General features: G+C 58.6%; 13 protein-coding genes. 6 read left to right on the top strand and 7 right to left on the bottom strand.

Annotated elements, in window-relative coordinates; genetic code table 11:
* From MMW58_RS03500 to MMW58_RS03490, 3 genes are all read right to left on the bottom strand, one after another.
* Window positions 1-423, bottom strand: coding sequence for a RidA family protein (locus tag MMW58_RS03500; protein WP_041147244.1), 423 nt, complete (start codon window positions 421-423; stop codon window positions 1-3).
* 28 nt (window positions 424-451) lie between these two features.
* A complete protein-coding gene (locus tag MMW58_RS03495) occupies window positions 452-1,717 on the bottom strand; it encodes a flavin-containing monooxygenase (protein WP_159237104.1) in 1,266 nt (421 codons plus the stop codon).
* A 344-nt stretch (window positions 1,718-2,061) separates the two neighbouring features.
* Entirely contained in the window at window positions 2,062-2,991 is a 930-nt protein-coding gene (locus tag MMW58_RS03490) for a LysR family transcriptional regulator (protein ID WP_133600927.1), read from the bottom strand.
* Window positions 2,992-3,520: 529 nt separating this feature from the next.
* On the opposite strand from MMW58_RS03490, the gene MMW58_RS03485 reads away from it, so the two are divergent.
* From MMW58_RS03485 to MMW58_RS03475, 3 genes are all read left to right on the top strand, one after another.
* Window positions 3,521-5,011 carry an aldehyde dehydrogenase gene (locus MMW58_RS03485; protein WP_241722752.1) on the top strand — a complete coding sequence of 497 codons (1,491 nt, stop codon included), beginning with the start codon at window positions 3,521-3,523 and terminating at the stop codon, window positions 5,009-5,011.
* 48 nt (window positions 5,012-5,059) lie between these two features.
* On the top strand, window positions 5,060-6,442 hold the full coding sequence (locus MMW58_RS03480) for an aspartate aminotransferase family protein (protein WP_041147248.1): 1,383 nt from the start codon (window positions 5,060-5,062) through the stop codon (window positions 6,440-6,442).
* 329 nt (window positions 6,443-6,771) lie between these two features.
* Window positions 6,772-6,960 (top strand): hypothetical protein, encoded by a 189-nt coding sequence (locus MMW58_RS03475; RefSeq protein WP_045856893.1) that lies wholly within the window; start codon window positions 6,772-6,774, stop codon window positions 6,958-6,960.
* Window positions 6,961-7,253: 293 nt separating this feature from the next.
* On the opposite strand, the gene MMW58_RS03470 is transcribed toward MMW58_RS03475, so the two are convergent.
* Together MMW58_RS03470 and gss are read right to left on the bottom strand one after the other, a co-directional pair.
* On the bottom strand, window positions 7,254-8,435 hold the full coding sequence (locus MMW58_RS03470; protein WP_133600925.1) for an aminotransferase-like domain-containing protein: 1,182 nt from the start codon (window positions 8,433-8,435) through the stop codon (window positions 7,254-7,256).
* Window positions 8,436-8,566: 131 nt separating this feature from the next.
* Complete coding sequence (gss, locus tag MMW58_RS03465) at window positions 8,567-10,438, bottom strand: bifunctional glutathionylspermidine amidase/synthase (RefSeq protein WP_159237102.1); 1,872 nt, start codon at window positions 10,436-10,438, stop codon at window positions 8,567-8,569.
* Window positions 10,439-10,659: 221 nt separating this feature from the next.
* Here gss and MMW58_RS03460 point away from each other — a divergent pair, with 221 nt between their 5' ends.
* Entirely contained in the window at window positions 10,660-11,220 is a 561-nt protein-coding gene (locus MMW58_RS03460; protein WP_159864923.1) for a DsbA family protein, read from the top strand.
* A 145-nt stretch (window positions 11,221-11,365) separates the two neighbouring features.
* A complete protein-coding gene (gene yghU, locus MMW58_RS03455; protein ID WP_133600923.1) occupies window positions 11,366-12,232 on the top strand; it encodes a glutathione-dependent disulfide-bond oxidoreductase in 867 nt (288 codons plus the stop codon).
* Between the two features lie 34 nt (window positions 12,233-12,266).
* On the opposite strand, the gene MMW58_RS03450 is transcribed toward yghU, so the two are convergent.
* Window positions 12,267-12,554, bottom strand: a complete 288-nt coding sequence (locus MMW58_RS03450) for a DUF2623 family protein (protein WP_133600922.1) — start codon at window positions 12,552-12,554, stop codon at window positions 12,267-12,269.
* Between the two features lie 79 nt (window positions 12,555-12,633).
* Entirely contained in the window at window positions 12,634-13,521 is an 888-nt protein-coding gene (gene yghX / locus MMW58_RS03445) for a YghX family hydrolase (RefSeq protein ID WP_133600921.1), read from the bottom strand.
* A 147-nt stretch (window positions 13,522-13,668) separates the two neighbouring features.
* Between yghX and mgrA the strand changes: the two genes are divergently transcribed.
* Window positions 13,669-14,709, top strand: coding sequence for an L-glyceraldehyde 3-phosphate reductase (gene mgrA, locus MMW58_RS03440; protein ID WP_133600920.1), 1,041 nt, complete (start codon window positions 13,669-13,671; stop codon window positions 14,707-14,709).
* Window positions 14,710-14,748: the final 39 nt, after the last annotated feature.

Genomic DNA, 14,748 nt, shown 5'->3' with positions numbered 1-14,748 from the left:
TTATTTCACATAGCCATCGGGGATTACGGCGATCACGTCAATTTCCATCAGCCACTGCGGCTGCGCCAGGCCTGAGATAACCAGCCCGGTAGAGATGGGAAACACGCCCTTCAGCCACTTGCCGACTTCCTGATAGACCGGCTCGCGATAGCGCGGGTCGATAATATAGGTGGTGGTTTTCACAATATGCGAAAGGTCGCTTCCGGCCTCTTCCAGCAGCTGCTTGACGTTTTTCATCGCCTGCTCGGCCTGAGCCTGCGGATCGCCCAGCCCCACCAGATTGCCTTCAAAATCCGTGCCCACCTGGCCGCGGACGTAGACGGTGTTACCGGCGCGTACGGCCTGGCACAAATCGTTGTCCAGGGTCTGATTGGGATAGGTCTCTTTGGTGTTAAACATGCGAATACGGGTATGTGTCGGCATCATTTTTATCCTGATTAAGAGCTACAGTTCAGCGCTGACCGGCATCCCGGTACTGGCTGTATTTCCGCTGGGTCGCGATATGGTCGGCGATGTGCTTCGCGTCGTGCCAAACGCCCCAGATAAAGGTCGAACCCCGGCGCGACAGCCACGGCAGGCCGAGGAAATAGACCCCCGGTTCGCTGGAGACGCCGCGCTGGTGCTGAGGGCGATTCTGCGCGTTAAAGGCGTTAACGTTGAGCCAGCCGTAGTCCACGGCGTAGCCGGTCGCCCAGATGATGCTCGTTACGCCGGCCTGCGCCAGGTCCAGAGAGAGGATCGGCGACGTCATGCACGCCGGGTCGGCTAAGAATTCGCGCGCCGCGGGCTCCGGCGGCAAATCGAGGCCGTTGGCCGCAACGTAGGCGTCAGCGGCGTCCAGCAGCGAGAGGTAGTTTTCATCGCCGCGGCGGATGTTGTCGCCCAGGTCCGGCTGGAAGGTGGCGACGCCGGATTCAAACGCCTTCGTCAGCCCGACCAGGGTGATGCCGCGCTGCGCCAGCTCGCGAAAATCCACCGTCCGCCCGCCGTGGGCGCCGCTCACCGCGATGGTGACGTGCTCTTTCCCCGGCTCGCTGGCGGGGGCATCCCACAGGCCCAGCACCCCCAGCCACCAGCAGAAATCCCGGTTGCGGTAGGCGCGCGGCGGCCGGTCGTGGGCGCCGACGGAGAGATAGACCTCGCGGCCCGCGCGCTGGAGCTCATCGGCAATCTGCACGCCGGAAGAGCCGGCGCCAACCACCAGCACCGCGCCGGCGGGCAGCTGCTCAGGGTTGTAGTATTTGGCGGAATGGATCTGATGAATGTCGCCCTCTTTCGGCGCGATCGGCGGAATGACCGGCTTCTGGAACGGCCCGGTCGCGGCAACGATGCGCTGCGCTTCGATCACCCCATCCGTGGTTTCAACGGTAAATCCGGGACGTCCGCTGTTGCGAACCGCGCTTTTTACCTCCACGCCGGTACGCACCGGCAGGGAGAATTTCCTGACGTAATCTTCAAAGTACTGCGCCACATCGTCCTTGGGAATAAAGCTATCCGGCTGGCCGCCTTTAAACTCCATTCCCGGGAAGCGGTCGTGCCACGCCGGGCCGTTCGCCACCAGCGAATCCCAACGCCCGGTACGCCAGGCCTCAGCGATGCGGTTTTTCTCGATAACCAGATGCGAGATCCCCTGCTGGGTCAGATGCTCACTCATGGCAATACCGGCCTGACCCCCGCCAACAATCAGCGTATCAATTTGTGTTTTTTCTACGGTCATAAATGTGTCCTTCGAATGGAGTTCAATCGCCAGGAATAAACCACTGCGCAGGACCGAGGTTAATAAACAGTAACAAACAGGTAAATTATTATAAATTTAGAACCTGAGAATAAAATAGTGATGCAGAGTGCAGCGCCTTGAATCTACAAGATAAACCGGATTTTAGCGTAAATTATTCGCCGGATAATTTTGTGCTTAGTGCTTATTTATCGATGCGGCGGGAGGCGGCCTGCGAGGATATAAAAAATATATGCAGAGTATCGTTTTTTTATATTCAGAAAATATGCCGCCAAATATAAAAAGACCCGCACGGGCGCGGGTCTCTGAGCTGAATAAAACTCCGGTCAGGCCACCCGCGCCACCTGCTCCGGCGGGCTGAGCACCGCGTTGCGGCAATATTCCATAAACAGCTTGGCGGGGTTAGTGGGCTCGCTGCTGCGCAGATGGGCCATCACCAGCGTCGAATTGGCCATCTCATCCTGAATCTCGACGCAGCGCACCTGCTGCCCATCGTAGGTGATATCAGAAACCGGGCGGGTCACCAGAACCGAAAAGCCCAGCCCCTGGCCGACCATGCAGCGCACCATCTCAATCGACGGCGAACTGTAGGCCACCTGAGGATTGTAGCCTTTGTCTTTGAAAATACTGATGAAATAGTTACGGCTGGGGACAACGTCCAGCAGCACCATCGGCAGGTGGCTCAGTTCCGACAGCTTGACCGATGCCCGCTGCGCCAGCGGGTGATTTGCCGGCAGCAGCGCGTAGGGCTTTTGCGGCGCGTTCAGGCTCTCGGTCTGAATCGAGACATCCAGCTCGAGATCGTACATAAACGCCAGGTCAAAGCGACCGCGGTGCAGACCGTGGGCAATTTCATGCTGCTCGCCATCGTAAATTTTAATGGTGATATCCGGATAAATGGTCTTAAACCCGGCGATCAGCGACGGCAGGTAGAGCGGCGCCGCGGTCTCGAAACAGCCGATAGAAACAATCCCCGACACCAGCTCATTATCCGCCCTCGAGTTTTGCTCGAACTGGTACGAGAGCCGGAGCAGCTCCTTCGCTTTCTCATAGAAGCGCTGCCCGCTGGAGGTCATGGAGACCCCCTGCGCATGGTGGCGAATAAAAAACTGCTGCTCAAACATATCTTCCAGGGTTTTCACCGCGATGGAGATAGAGGGCTGCGCGATATGGAGCTGCCGGGAGGCTTCGGCAATGCTCTCCGCTTCGACAACGGCAACAAAGTATTTGAGCTGTTTCAGGGTGAAATGGGGCATGCGATACCTTATTTTTTGTTGGCAAAGAGATGAGCTGAATAGGATTAAACGATGCTCCCCCTCGGGCGCAACCCCGCCGACAAATAAAGATCAACAATCCGACATCGGTCAGGTTTTTACAGAAAATTAACATGGAGGCGTAAAGAAAACGACGGCGCCGTCACAGGCGGCGGCTTTAGGGCGGCGGCTAAAAAAGGCCGGATATATTTTTTTAGTTCCTTACAGACCAATCTAAGAACATTAAATATTGTTACGAATAGCATAACCATCGACCGTCAAAAACCGGAACTAAAAATAAAAACGATTTAATTACATGACATTAAAATCACTAATGGTGAATTCTTTTGAGCCACATCACACAAAGCGTCATCGCCAGGATCCGCGCATCGGCGGCTCCCTGCCAGGCTAACAAAGTTTTTTATGGAGGTTACCTAGATTTTTAGTCCTTTCTCACTTCTCCCCCCTCCGGCATCATGAATTAACGGCAACAAATAAATAACAATTACGCAACACGATAACGGAGAGGCTTATGACCGACAGAAACTTTTGGCACAGCAGGCTGCGGGAGCAGCGCTTTATCAGCCATGCCATCGTCGATGGCCAGCCCTACGTCGCCCAAAGCCGCCGCGTTTTCCCGGTTATCAACCCCGCCTCCAACGCGCTGCTCGCCGAGGTCACGGCGCTTCAGGCAGAGGATATTGCTGTCGCCGTCCGGTCCTCCCGTAAGGCCTTTGACTCAGGCATCTGGTCAGGGCTCTCCGCGCAGGAGCGCAAGGCCGTTCTGCTGCGGCTGTCGGGGCTGATCCTCGAACATCGCGAAGAGCTGGCGCTGCTGGAGAGCGTCAGCATGGGCAAACCGGTCAACGATGCGCTAAACGTCGACGTCCCCGGCGCGGCGCACGTTTTCTCGTGGTATGCCGAAAGCGTGGATAAAATTTACGACGAGGTGGCCCCCGCCAGGAAAGGCTCTCTCGCCACCATCACCCGCGAAGCGATTGGCGTCGTGGCGGCCATCGTGCCGTGGAACTTCCCGCTCGACCTCGCCTCGTGGAAGCTCGGCCCGGCGCTGGCGGCCGGCAATAGCGTGATCCTCAAGCCGTCGGAGAACTCGCCGTTTTCAGCGCTGCGTCTGGCGGAGCTGGCGCTTGAGGCGGGCCTCCCGGCGGGCGTGCTGAACGTCGTCACTGGCCTGGGGACCGAAGCCGGCAGCGCCTTAGGCCTGCATAACGACGTCGATACCATCACCTTCACCGGTTCTACCGCCGTCGGCAAAGCCTTTATGGCCTACTCCGCGCAGTCCAACCTCAAGCAGGTCTGGCTGGAGTGCGGCGGCAAAAGCGCCAATATCGTCTTCGCCGACTGCAAGGATCTCGATCTGGCCGCTGAAAAAGCGGCTTTCGGCATCTGCTTCAACCAGGGCGAGGTCTGCTCGGCTAACTCTCGCCTGCTGGTCGAGCGGACGATTTACGCCGAATTTATCGCTAAGCTGCAGGAAAAAATGCAGGCGTGGGCGCCGTCTCATCCCTTCGAGCCTGCAGCCAAAATGGGCGCCATGGTCAGCGCGGCGCATGCGCAAAAGGTGATGAGCGCCATTCGCGCCGCCGAGCGCACCGGCGCCCGCGTCCTCATTGGCGGTCGCGAGATTGAGATCGACGGCGTCGCCAACTACGTGGAACCGACGCTGATTGAAGCCGCGGATACCGCCTCCTCCCTGTGGCAGGAGGAGATTTTCGGCCCGGTGCTTGCCGTTATGCCTTTTGACGACGAGCAGCAGGCCGTCACCCTCGCCAATCAGCACATCTACGCCCTCGCCGCCTCGGTGTGGACCGACGATCTCCATCGCGCCCATCGCGTTGCCGGAATGCTTAACGCCGGGACCGTCTCGGTGAATACCGTCGACGCGCTGGACGTCAGCGTGCCGTTTGGCGGCAATAAGCAGTCTGGCTTTGGCCGCGACCTGTCGCTGCACGCCTTTGACAAATTCACCAGCCTCAAAACGACCTGGTTCCAGTTTCGCTAGCACCCGGCAGCTTTCGCATTTTTAGATTCCGCTTACAGGAGAGAGAAGATGACTACCCCGAATAACCCGCAACGCAGCACCCCGGACTACCAGAGCGCCGATGCCGCACACCATATCCACGCCTTTCTCGACCAGAAGGCGCTGAACGCCGAGGGGCCTCGCGTGATGGTTCGCGGGGAGGGTCTGTACCTTTGGGATAACGACGGCAACAAGTACCTCGACGGCATGTCCGGCCTGTGGTGCACCCAGCTCGGCTACAGCCGCCAGGATCTGGCGGATGCGGCGGCGGCGCAGTTCGCTAAGCTGCCCTATTACAATATGTTCTTCCACACCACCCACCCAACGGTGATCGAGCTCTCCGAGCTGCTGTTCAGCCTGCTGCCGCCGCACTACAGCCACGCGATTTACACCAACTCGGGGTCTGAATCGAACGAAGTGCTGATCCGCACCGTTCGCCGCTACTGGCAGATCCTCGACAAGCCGCAGAAGAAGGTGATGATTGGCCGCTGGAACGGCTATCACGGCTCAACCCTCGCCGCCACCGCGCTGGGCGGGATGAAGGCGATGCACACCATGGGCGGCATGATCCCCGACGTGGCCCATATCGACGAGCCCTACTGGTACATGCACGGCGGCAGCCTGACGCCGCACGAGTTTGGCCTGCGCTGCGCCGGTCAGCTCGAGGAGAAAATACTCGAGCTGGGCGCGGAAAACGTGGCCGGTTTTATCGCCGAGCCGTTCCAGGGCGCGGGCGGGATGATTTTCCCGCCGGAAAGCTACTGGCCTGAGATCCAGCGCATTTGCCGGAAGTACGACGTCCTGCTGTGCGCCGATGAGGTCATTGGCGGCTTTGGCCGCACCGGCGAGTGGTTCGCGCATCAGTACTTCGGCTTCGAGCCGGATACGCTGTCCATCGCCAAAGGGCTGACCTCCGGGTACGTGCCGATGGGCGGCCTGGTGCTGAGCAAGCGCATGGCGGAAGTGCTGGTTGAGAAAGGCGGCGTCTTCGCCCACGGTCTGACCTACTCCGGCCATCCCGTTGCCGCCGCCGTGGCGATTGCCAACCTGAAGGCGCTGCGCGACGAAAACCACGTCACCAACGTACGCGATAACACCGGCCCGTATCTGCAGAAAACCCTGCGGGAGGTGTTCGACAATCACCCGCTGATCGGCGAAGTTCAGGGTACGGGCCTCGTCGCGGCCCTGCAGTTCGCGGAAGATAAAAGCACCCGCCGCCGCTTCGCCAATGAGAACGAGCTGGCCTGGCGCTGCCGCACCATCGGTTTTGAAGAGGGGGTCATTATTCGCTCGACGCTGGGGCGGATGATCATGGCGCCGGCGCTGATCGCCGGACGTAGCGAGCTGGACGAACTGGTCGAGAAGACCAAACGCGCTATCGACCGTACGGCGAAGGAAGCCGGCCTGCTGTAAACCCTGCCCGTTGCCGAAGCGATGATTCCCCTCGTCGAAGGCCTGCCGGCCTGATAAACCCAACGCCCGCACTCCCGCGGGCGTTCTCGCGCCGCCGACGATGTAACAAATTCGTCATAATTCTCTCCACGCCGATGATCTGCGCAGCACGATGCGAGATTGGCAAAATGTTACGCTACACTAAAAGAAAAAAAAGAAATTATATTTCAAAAAATCAGTAAACTCGACCGCATAACCGTTGGCGATGGCTGCTATTACCATAAAAAGTAGTTGATCTGATACGCACAAGCTCTTATTTTGCTTGTCAGTTTTTCAAACGAGATAAAACGATGCCTACTATTACAGCCGGTAGTATGAAAGAAGCAAAAGAATTAATTAACTGCGGGAAATATAAGGAAATAGTTCTTAACTTTGATATTGATGCCGATGATTTTTTCACCCTCGCGACATCCCAGCACGCCACCAAAATCACCATCTCCGACAAAAACACCCACTCACCGGTAAAATTAGAAAAATAATTAAAAACCTCTGAGGTATTTCTTATGTTGCTATTTATTGGCACAGCGGCAGTTGCTTTTCTCTCTTCATTAATGCTGATCTGGCTTGACGATCGCATCAGCGAGCAGGATTAACCTCCGGCGCGCAGCTCCCCCCTCTCTTATTTTACATGCCCGTGTGCGCTCATCGTGAAGCGCTACGGGCTGTTCCTGCAGCACCCGATACCCTCAGCTTCAACGATCCGTCACTCGCCGTTGTGTGGAAAGCGTGAAGGCTCCGCGCCGTCTCGCGACGCGGAGTGAAAGCGCGGTAATTACAGCGATTTCGCCAGGCGTTCGACGGCGGTCAGCAGACCCGCTTCCGACACCGTTGAGTAGGAGAGGCGCAGCGTGCGGGTATCCGGATTGTCGTTATAGAACGCTTCGCCCGGCACGTAGACCACGCCGTTTTCGAGGGTCTTTTTCATCCATTGCATGGTATCGAACGGATAGCGGAAGCGGGCCCACAGGAACATGCCGCCTTTGGGTCGGCTGAACTCCAGATGCTCGCCAAGCTGGCTCTCCAGGGCATCGGCCAGGGCGACGCACTTCTTGCGATAGTCTTCGCGGATCAGGGCTATCTGGTTCTCCAGGCGGTTCATCGCCAGGTATTCCGCGGTGATCACCTGCGACAGCATGTTGGTGTGGAGATCCGCCGCCTGCTTGACGATCACCGTCTGCTGCGCCAGCCAGTCCGGCATCACAATCCAGCCGATGCGCATGCCCGGGGCGAGGATCTTGGAGAACGTCGAGGTGTAGACCACCTGGTCTTCACAGCCGAGCTCCTGCGCGTACTGATACAGCGGGCGGCGGACTTCGTCGGTAAAGCTGATTTCGCCGTAGGGATCGTCTTCGATAATCACGAAATCATGCTGCTTCGCCAGCTCAACCACCCGACGGCGGCGATCGGCGCTGAGGGTTTTTCCGCCCGGGTTGCCGAAGGTGGGCACCAGGTACACGGCCTTGACCTTCGTCGTCTCCAGCAGGTCCGCCAGCTGTTCCACCAGCATGCCGTCGTCATCGGTATCGACGCTGAGGATATTCGCCTGAGCCAGCTGGAACACCTGCAGCGCGGCCAGATAGGTTGGGCGCTCGACGACGATCGCATCGCCCGGATCGAGCAGCGTACGCGCGACGATATCCAAAGACTGCTGGGAACCGGAGGTGATATAGACATGGCTTGCCGGACAGGCAACGCCGCGCGCCCGACACAGTTCGCTGACGGCCTGACGCAGCGGCGGATAGCCTTCGGTCAATCCGTACTGGAACGCATCGTTGAAACGCCCGCCCATCGCCTGCTGCACCGCCAGATTCAGACCTTCGGTATCAAACAGCTCCGGAGCCGGGATCCCACCACCCAGAGAGATAACGCCGGGGAGTTTACTGTGCTTGAGAAGTTCGCGGACGGCGGAGGGCTTGAGTTCACCCGCGCGGGCGGCGAGTCGCCGATCGTGCATATTATTTTCCTTTTTTGTCTGTCTTGTTGTTGTGGTTTGTTAACTATTTAGTACCAATTTTTACCCAAAATCCCCGGCAGCGCTACGCTTACCGGGGATTTTGCGGCCCCTGCGATTCGGCGCAGGCGGAACTATCGTCTATCGTTGTCTTTCAGCACAATTAGCGGTTCAATATCGCTCTCTTTTTTGACCACCAGCGAATCATCGCCGCGCAGGCAGGTGCCGCCGTAGTTGCCGCCAACGGTAAAAGTGCACACCTGGATGTATTTACCATCCACTTTCGGCAGGCACCACAGCTGCTGGTAAATATTTTTGCGATCGACAAACTGCCCGCTGGTCTTATCCAGCACCTCGTCGTCGGGACTTATCAGATCGATATTGTTGCCGCAGCGCCCGGAGATGGGCTTAATCGCGTAGCCGGTTTTCGCCAGATCGTCGTTGACGACAAAATCGGTATCCAGCAGATAGCGATGGTTCGGGAACAGCGACCACAGCACCGGCAAAATCGCCTTGTTGCCGGGGATCACCGTCCACAGCGGTTCGAATACCAGCACCTCGGGGCGCAGCAGGACGTCAATCAGCCGCACCTCGTTTTGCGGATGGCCGGTGCGGATCGGCACCGCGGCGTACTCGTCGGCGCTGACCTCGCGCACCTGCTCGATGGCGGTTTCCCATGCCCAGGTTTTCCAGACGCAGTTAACCAGCCGCCCGTCACCGTCGATCAGCTGCCCGGCGGCATCCCAGCGCAGCTCATCGAGGCCAAAGAGGATTTTGCTCTCGAATCCGGCCTGGGTGAGCGAACGTTGGATAAACAGCGCGTGGTAGTTCTCCTCCAGATCCTTATCCTGCATGATGTGCACAAAAGGCCGCGCCCGGCTGTGCTTCCACGCGCCCGCCAGCTCATCCAGCAGATCTTCCGCCGGGTTATGCCCGCTGCCGTAGTAGCCCTGCTTCAGCCACTGTTCGAGGATCAGCCCACCTTCGGTATGGCAGGAGGCGGAGTCGGCGTTGTACTCATAGACCTTCAGCCCGCGCTCGTCCATGCAGAAATCCATGCGGCCGGTAATCATATGGTGGCGACGCCGCTGCCATGAGAGGCGCAGACGCGGCCAGAGAATTTTGGGGATATCGAACAGCGCCAGCAGGCTGTCGTCTTTCATCACCTTATCGGTGGCGTGCAGGTACATCAAATGCAGCTCGTTGGTTGCTTTGATCAGCTCCTGCTCAGCGCTTTCGGTAATGGTGAAATACTGGTAAGGGTCGGCGTTAATAAAGTGGCCGTTGGCGTCAACGTAGGCTTTCTGCAGCGTATCTTTCTCGTTTAGCCACTTGCCGCGAAACTGCCCGTTGTTCGGCAGCCGCGCGCCACGAATGGCCATCGCTTCGCCCGGCAGCACCGGCTGCGCCAGGCTGTGCTCGGTATCGGCGGTCTGGATCATCCAGCCGAGGATCTGAGTGTCCGTAAAGGTATCTTTGAGGGTGTAGATGCCGTCCTTCACGTCGAGGGTTAATTCACGGGTCCACTGCTGGCCCTGCGGCAGCGGCGTGTGGATAACGTTTTGCTCGGCGATCCTGACCTTATTACCCACCAGCTGCGTAATCACCGCCACGTGGCCGGTATGCTTAAACTCGCCGCCCTTCTGCCAGATCAGCAGGGAACCCACCATCGGCGGACGACGCGAGCCGTTAGCAAAGGCCTGCAGCGGCAGAATGTTGTCGTTAACCACTTCGCGCAGAAAGCGCAGGGAGAAGATTTCATACGCCATGCCGACGTCGGTGAAGACGAAACCGTAGGTGAGAAACAGGAAGCGGCGCGCGAACTCGACGCACTGCCATTTGTGCCCCATATACTCGTTATTGATATAGCTGCGGAACGTGGCGTCATCCGGATAGTCTTGCGGATTTAAGCTGCTGTAGTTCGATGAATAAATTGCCACGCCGCCCGGCGCGTAGCCTAACAATGTACCAAAAGGGGCATCACTGCTTGTCGATCCTTTGCTCATTAGCCTGACCTCAAATTAATGCAGCCCGGGCAGTTGGCGGAACAAAACTCCCTCTTCTTATCCTGCCGCAGGCACTTACCAGACAGAGGTGGAATAATGATACCACTCATTCGGTTTGCGAATTGTGCCCTTACGGAAAATAACCCTGCGCCGCAGGGCAAAAGTGATATCGTTTATCTGAGATATAACAACAAATCGCGAATTAACGTCAGGAGTTGATTATGAGCACACAACCGCATCTGCAAGCGCAACCGCTGGTCTGGGGACATGGCCCGCGCACCTTCGAGGTTTTCCTGGAGCCAACCTGCCCCTATTCGGTACGCGCATTCAATAAGCTCGACGACCTGCTCGACGAGGTTGGCGCGGATAACGTGACCATCAAAGTTCGCCTGCAGTCCCAGCCCTGGCACATGTTCTCGGGGGTCATCGTGCGCTGTATTCTGGCGGCCTCCACCCTGCCGCACGGCAGAGAGCAGGCGCATAAGGTGCTAAAAGCCGTGGCCGACCATCGCGAAGAGTTCGAATTTACCGATCACTGCAGCGGGCCGAATATGAACGCCACTCCGCAGCAAATCGTTGAGCGTATCGAGCGCTACAGCCACGTTCTGCTTTCCGCGGCGTTCGCCCGCCCTGAGCTGCAGGCGGAGATCAAATGGCACAGCAAATATGCGCGCCAGAACGGTATCCACGTGTCGCCGACCTTTATGGTCAACGGGCTGGTGCAGGCGGATCTCGGCAGCGGCGACGATATCAGCGTCTGGGCCGCGCGGATAATGGCCTGATTTAGGGCGCTGCCCCGGCGAGCGTAACGCGGCCGGGGAAGCCGTCCGGGAATATCGCCAGCGGGTGAATAAGCCTCACACTGTTAAATCCTTAATACGCCACCTGCTACACTCCCTGAACACCTCACTACAAAGGCAGACCAGCATGTCAGAGAATAACTACCAACCCCCGAAAGTGTGGGAATGGAAGCAGAACAACGGCGGCGCGTTCGCCAACATCAACCGTCCTGTCTCCGGCGCAACGCATGAGCAAGAGCTGCCGGTCGGCTCGCATCCGCTTCAGCTTTACTCCCTGGGAACGCCTAACGGCCAGAAGGTGACGATCCTGCTGGAAGAGCTGCTGGCGCTGGGCGTGAGCGATGCGGAGTATGATGCCTGGCTGATTCGGATCGGCGAAGGCGATCAGTTCTCAAGCGGCTTCGTTGCGGTGAACCCGAACTCAAAAATCCCGGCGCTGAGCGATCGCTCAACCACCCCGCCAACGCGCGTGTTTGAGTCCGGCAGCATCCTGCTTTATCTCGCGGAGAAGTTCGGTTTCTTCCTGCCAAAAGATCCGGCCGGGCGCACCGAAACGCTGAACTGGCTGTTCTGGCTGCAGGGCGCGGCGCCGTTCCTCGGCGGCGGCTTTGGCCACTTCTTCAACTACGCGCCGGTGAAAATCGAGTACGCCATCGACCGCTTCACCATGGAAGCCAAGCGTCAGCTCGACGTGCTGGATAAGCGGCTCGCCGACAACCGCTACGTCGCCGGAGAAGAGTACACCATCGCCGATATGGCTATCTGGCCGTGGTACGGCAACGTGGTGCTCGGTGGCGTCTATAACGCCGCCGAATTCCTCGACGCCGGCAGCTATAAAAACGTTCTGCGCTGGGCACAGGAGGTAGGCAGCCGTCCGGCGGTTCAGCGCGGGCGGATCGTTAACCGCACCAACGGCCCGCTAAACGAGCAGCTCCACGAGCGCCATAGCGCCAGCGACTTCGATAGCCAAACCGAAGACAAGCGCCAGGCATAAGGCCATCCCAGCCGAAGGCTTCGGCCTTCGGCTATTAGCGCTCCAGGCGGTATCCCGCCATAAAGTAGCGCATCGCGGTGCAGGAGCTCCCCTCCTTAAAGAAATCCATAATCATGTTCCTGTCCAGACCGTAGCGGCGGGTCAGGATCCCGGCCTCCCACGCGCTAAGCTGGCGGTCGCCGGTTTTTTCAAACATCCGCTGAGAATAGCCGAGCACAAACCCGCGCTTATAGTCGGTACAAAAATTTGCGGCACCGCTGGCGCTGTCGGCCTGAGCCGCCTGCAGACCGGCCATTAAACCTTTACCAAAATGGTTATCCATCGCGTTCCCCTCAATCGTTATATACAAAATTATATAGCGATTTTTTAAGCAAGGGGTAGCGCTATTTCAGCCGATCGCGCTAGCGCAAATACTTCTCAAACCAGGCCAGGGTTCTCTGCCACGCCAGCTCTGCCGCTTCCCGGTCATAGCGCGGCGTGGAGTCATTATGAAACCCGTGATTAACCCCCTGATAAATATAGGCCTCATAGACCTTATGCTGCGCTTTCAGCGCCTCTTCATAGGCCGGCCAACCCTGGTTGATGCCGCTATCGAGGCCGGCGTAGTGCAGCAGCAGCGGCGCCTGAATCCTGGCGACTTCGTTGAGCGGCGGCTGCCGGCCGTAGAACGGCACCGCGCAGGCCAGCTCCGGGATCGCCACCGCGGCGGCGTTGCTGACGCCCCCGCCGTAGCAAAAGCCGGTGATGCCGACTTTCCCCGTCGCCTGCGGATGCTTCGCCATAAACGCCACCGCGGCAAAAAAGTCGTTCATCAGCTTCACGGGATCGACTTTCTGCTGCAGCTCTCGCCCCTCATCATCATTGCCGGGATAGCCGCCGACGGAGCTCAGACCGTCCGGCGCCAGGGCGATATAGCCCGCCTTCGCCACCCGCCGGGCAACGTCTTCAATATAGGGGTTGAGGCCGCGGTTCTCATGCACCACCACCACCGCCGCGGCTTTGTCGGCTATCTTCGTCGGCGTCACCAGGTATGCGCGCACTTCGCCATGCCCGTCGGGAGAGGGATAGTGAATATACTCCGGGCGGATATCCGGGTCGGTAAACGCCACCTGCTCCGCCAGGGCATAGTTGGGTTTCAGCAGGTTAAACAGCGCCAGCGCGGTCATTCCGCCGACGGCATATTTCCCCGCCAGCTGGAGAAACTCACGTTTGCTGATTTTGCCGTGGGCATAGTAGTCGTAGTACTCGAGCAGCTGCTGCGGGAAATCTTTGGCGGTCAGTCGCGTCATCGCGTGTTCTCCGTAAGTGAAGGCCCTTTAAGCAAAGCATAAGCTCGCCGGGACGCCAGAAATCTCGCGCAGTGTGATCCAGCAAACGCCTCATCGGCGACTTAGCGTCTAAAGTAGAACGTCGTTTTAAATAAAAAAGGAGAGATCATGTCCTGGTTCGCTAACCCTGGTCGCTACGATCGGATGCAGTATCGCTACTGCGGCAAAAGCGGCCTGCAGCTGCCCGCGCTGTCGCTGGGCCTGTGGCACAACTTTAGCCACGGTAACGCGCTGGATGACCAGCGCGCCCTGCTTCGCAAGGCCTTCGATTTGGGCATTACCCATTTTGACCTGGCCAATAACTACGGGCCGCCGCCCGGCAGCGCCGAGGAAAACTTTGGCCGCCTGCTGCGCGAGGAGTTTGCCGCCCACCGCGACGAACTCATTGTTTCGACCAAAGCCGGATATTCCATGTGGCCGGGGCCCTATGGTTCCGGCAGTTCGCGTAAATATCTGCTGGCCAGCCTCGACCAAAGCCTGCAGCGCATGGGGCTGGATTACGTCGATATTTTCTATTCTCATCGCGTTGATGAGAACACGCCGATGGAGGAGACCGCCGCAGCGCTGGCGCAGGCGGTGCAGAGCGGCAAGGCGCTGTACGTTGGCATCTCCTCCTATTCGCCGGAACGCACGCAGCAGATGGCGGCGCTCCTGCGCGAGTGGAAAATTCCGCTGCTGATCCATCAGCCCTCCTATAACCTGCTTAACCGCTGGGTCGATAGCAGCGGGCTGCTGGATACGCTGGAGGAGAACGGCGTCGGCTGCATCGCCTTTACGCCGCTGGCGCAGGGCCTGCTGACCGGCAAGTATCTCCAGCAGATCCCGGAAGGTTCGCGAATGTTCTATGAAGGGAAGCGGGATCGCGGCCTGACGGAAACGATGCTCAGCGAGCCAAACGTCCGAAGCCTGCGCCTGCTGCAGGAGATGGCGCACGGCCGCGGTCAGAGCATGGCGCAAATGGCGCTGAGCTGGCTGCTGAAGGATAGCCGGGTGACCTCGGTACTGATTGGCGCCAGCCGTCCGCAGCAGCTGGAGGAGAACGTAAAGGCGCTGGAAAACCTGACCTTCAGCGCCGAAGAGCTGGCGCAGATCGACCAGCACGTGGCGGATGGTCAGCTAAATTTGTGGCAGGCTTCGTCGGACAAGTAAATCGCTGGCCCGGCGGCTAAACGCGGCCGGGCAGACAGG

The organism is Klebsiella sp. HC6, from assembly GCF_022605325.1.
GTDB classification, from domain to species: Bacteria; Pseudomonadota; Gammaproteobacteria; order Enterobacterales; family Enterobacteriaceae; genus Klebsiella; species Klebsiella terrigena.
Note: the sequence above shows the minus strand (reverse complement) of the source record. Positions and strands in the feature narration are given on the sequence as shown.

Bases quoted from the DNA above. Each gene is read 5' to 3' on its own strand.
- MMW58_RS03450 (WP_133600922.1), bottom strand. From the start codon at position 12,554: ATGGATAACCATTTTGGTAAAGGTTTAATGGCCGGTCTGCAGGCGGCT.
- MMW58_RS03480 (WP_041147248.1), top strand. From the start codon at position 5,060: ATGACTACCCCGAATAACCCGCAACGCAGCACCCCGGACTACCAGAGC.
- yghX (WP_133600921.1), bottom strand. From the start codon at position 13,521: ATGACGCGACTGACCGCCAAAGATTTCCCGCAGCAGCTGCTCGAGTAC.
- MMW58_RS03495 (WP_159237104.1), bottom strand. From the start codon at position 1,717: ATGACCGTAGAAAAAACACAAATTGATACGCTGATTGTTGGCGGGGGT.
- MMW58_RS03460 (WP_159864923.1), top strand. From the start codon at position 10,660: ATGAGCACACAACCGCATCTGCAAGCGCAACCGCTGGTCTGGGGACAT.
- MMW58_RS03475 (WP_045856893.1), top strand. From the start codon at position 6,772: ATGCCTACTATTACAGCCGGTAGTATGAAAGAAGCAAAAGAATTAATT.
- mgrA (WP_133600920.1), top strand. From the start codon at position 13,669: ATGTCCTGGTTCGCTAACCCTGGTCGCTACGATCGGATGCAGTATCGC.
- gss (WP_159237102.1), bottom strand. From the start codon at position 10,438: ATGAGCAAAGGATCGACAAGCAGTGATGCCCCTTTTGGTACATTGTTA.
- MMW58_RS03490 (WP_133600927.1), bottom strand. From the start codon at position 2,991: ATGCCCCATTTCACCCTGAAACAGCTCAAATACTTTGTTGCCGTTGTC.
- MMW58_RS03485 (WP_241722752.1), top strand. From the start codon at position 3,521: ATGACCGACAGAAACTTTTGGCACAGCAGGCTGCGGGAGCAGCGCTTT.
- yghU (WP_133600923.1), top strand. From the start codon at position 11,366: ATGTCAGAGAATAACTACCAACCCCCGAAAGTGTGGGAATGGAAGCAG.
- MMW58_RS03500 (WP_041147244.1), bottom strand. From the start codon at position 423: ATGCCGACACATACCCGTATTCGCATGTTTAACACCAAAGAGACCTAT.
- MMW58_RS03470 (WP_133600925.1), bottom strand. From the start codon at position 8,435: ATGCACGATCGGCGACTCGCCGCCCGCGCGGGTGAACTCAAGCCCTCC.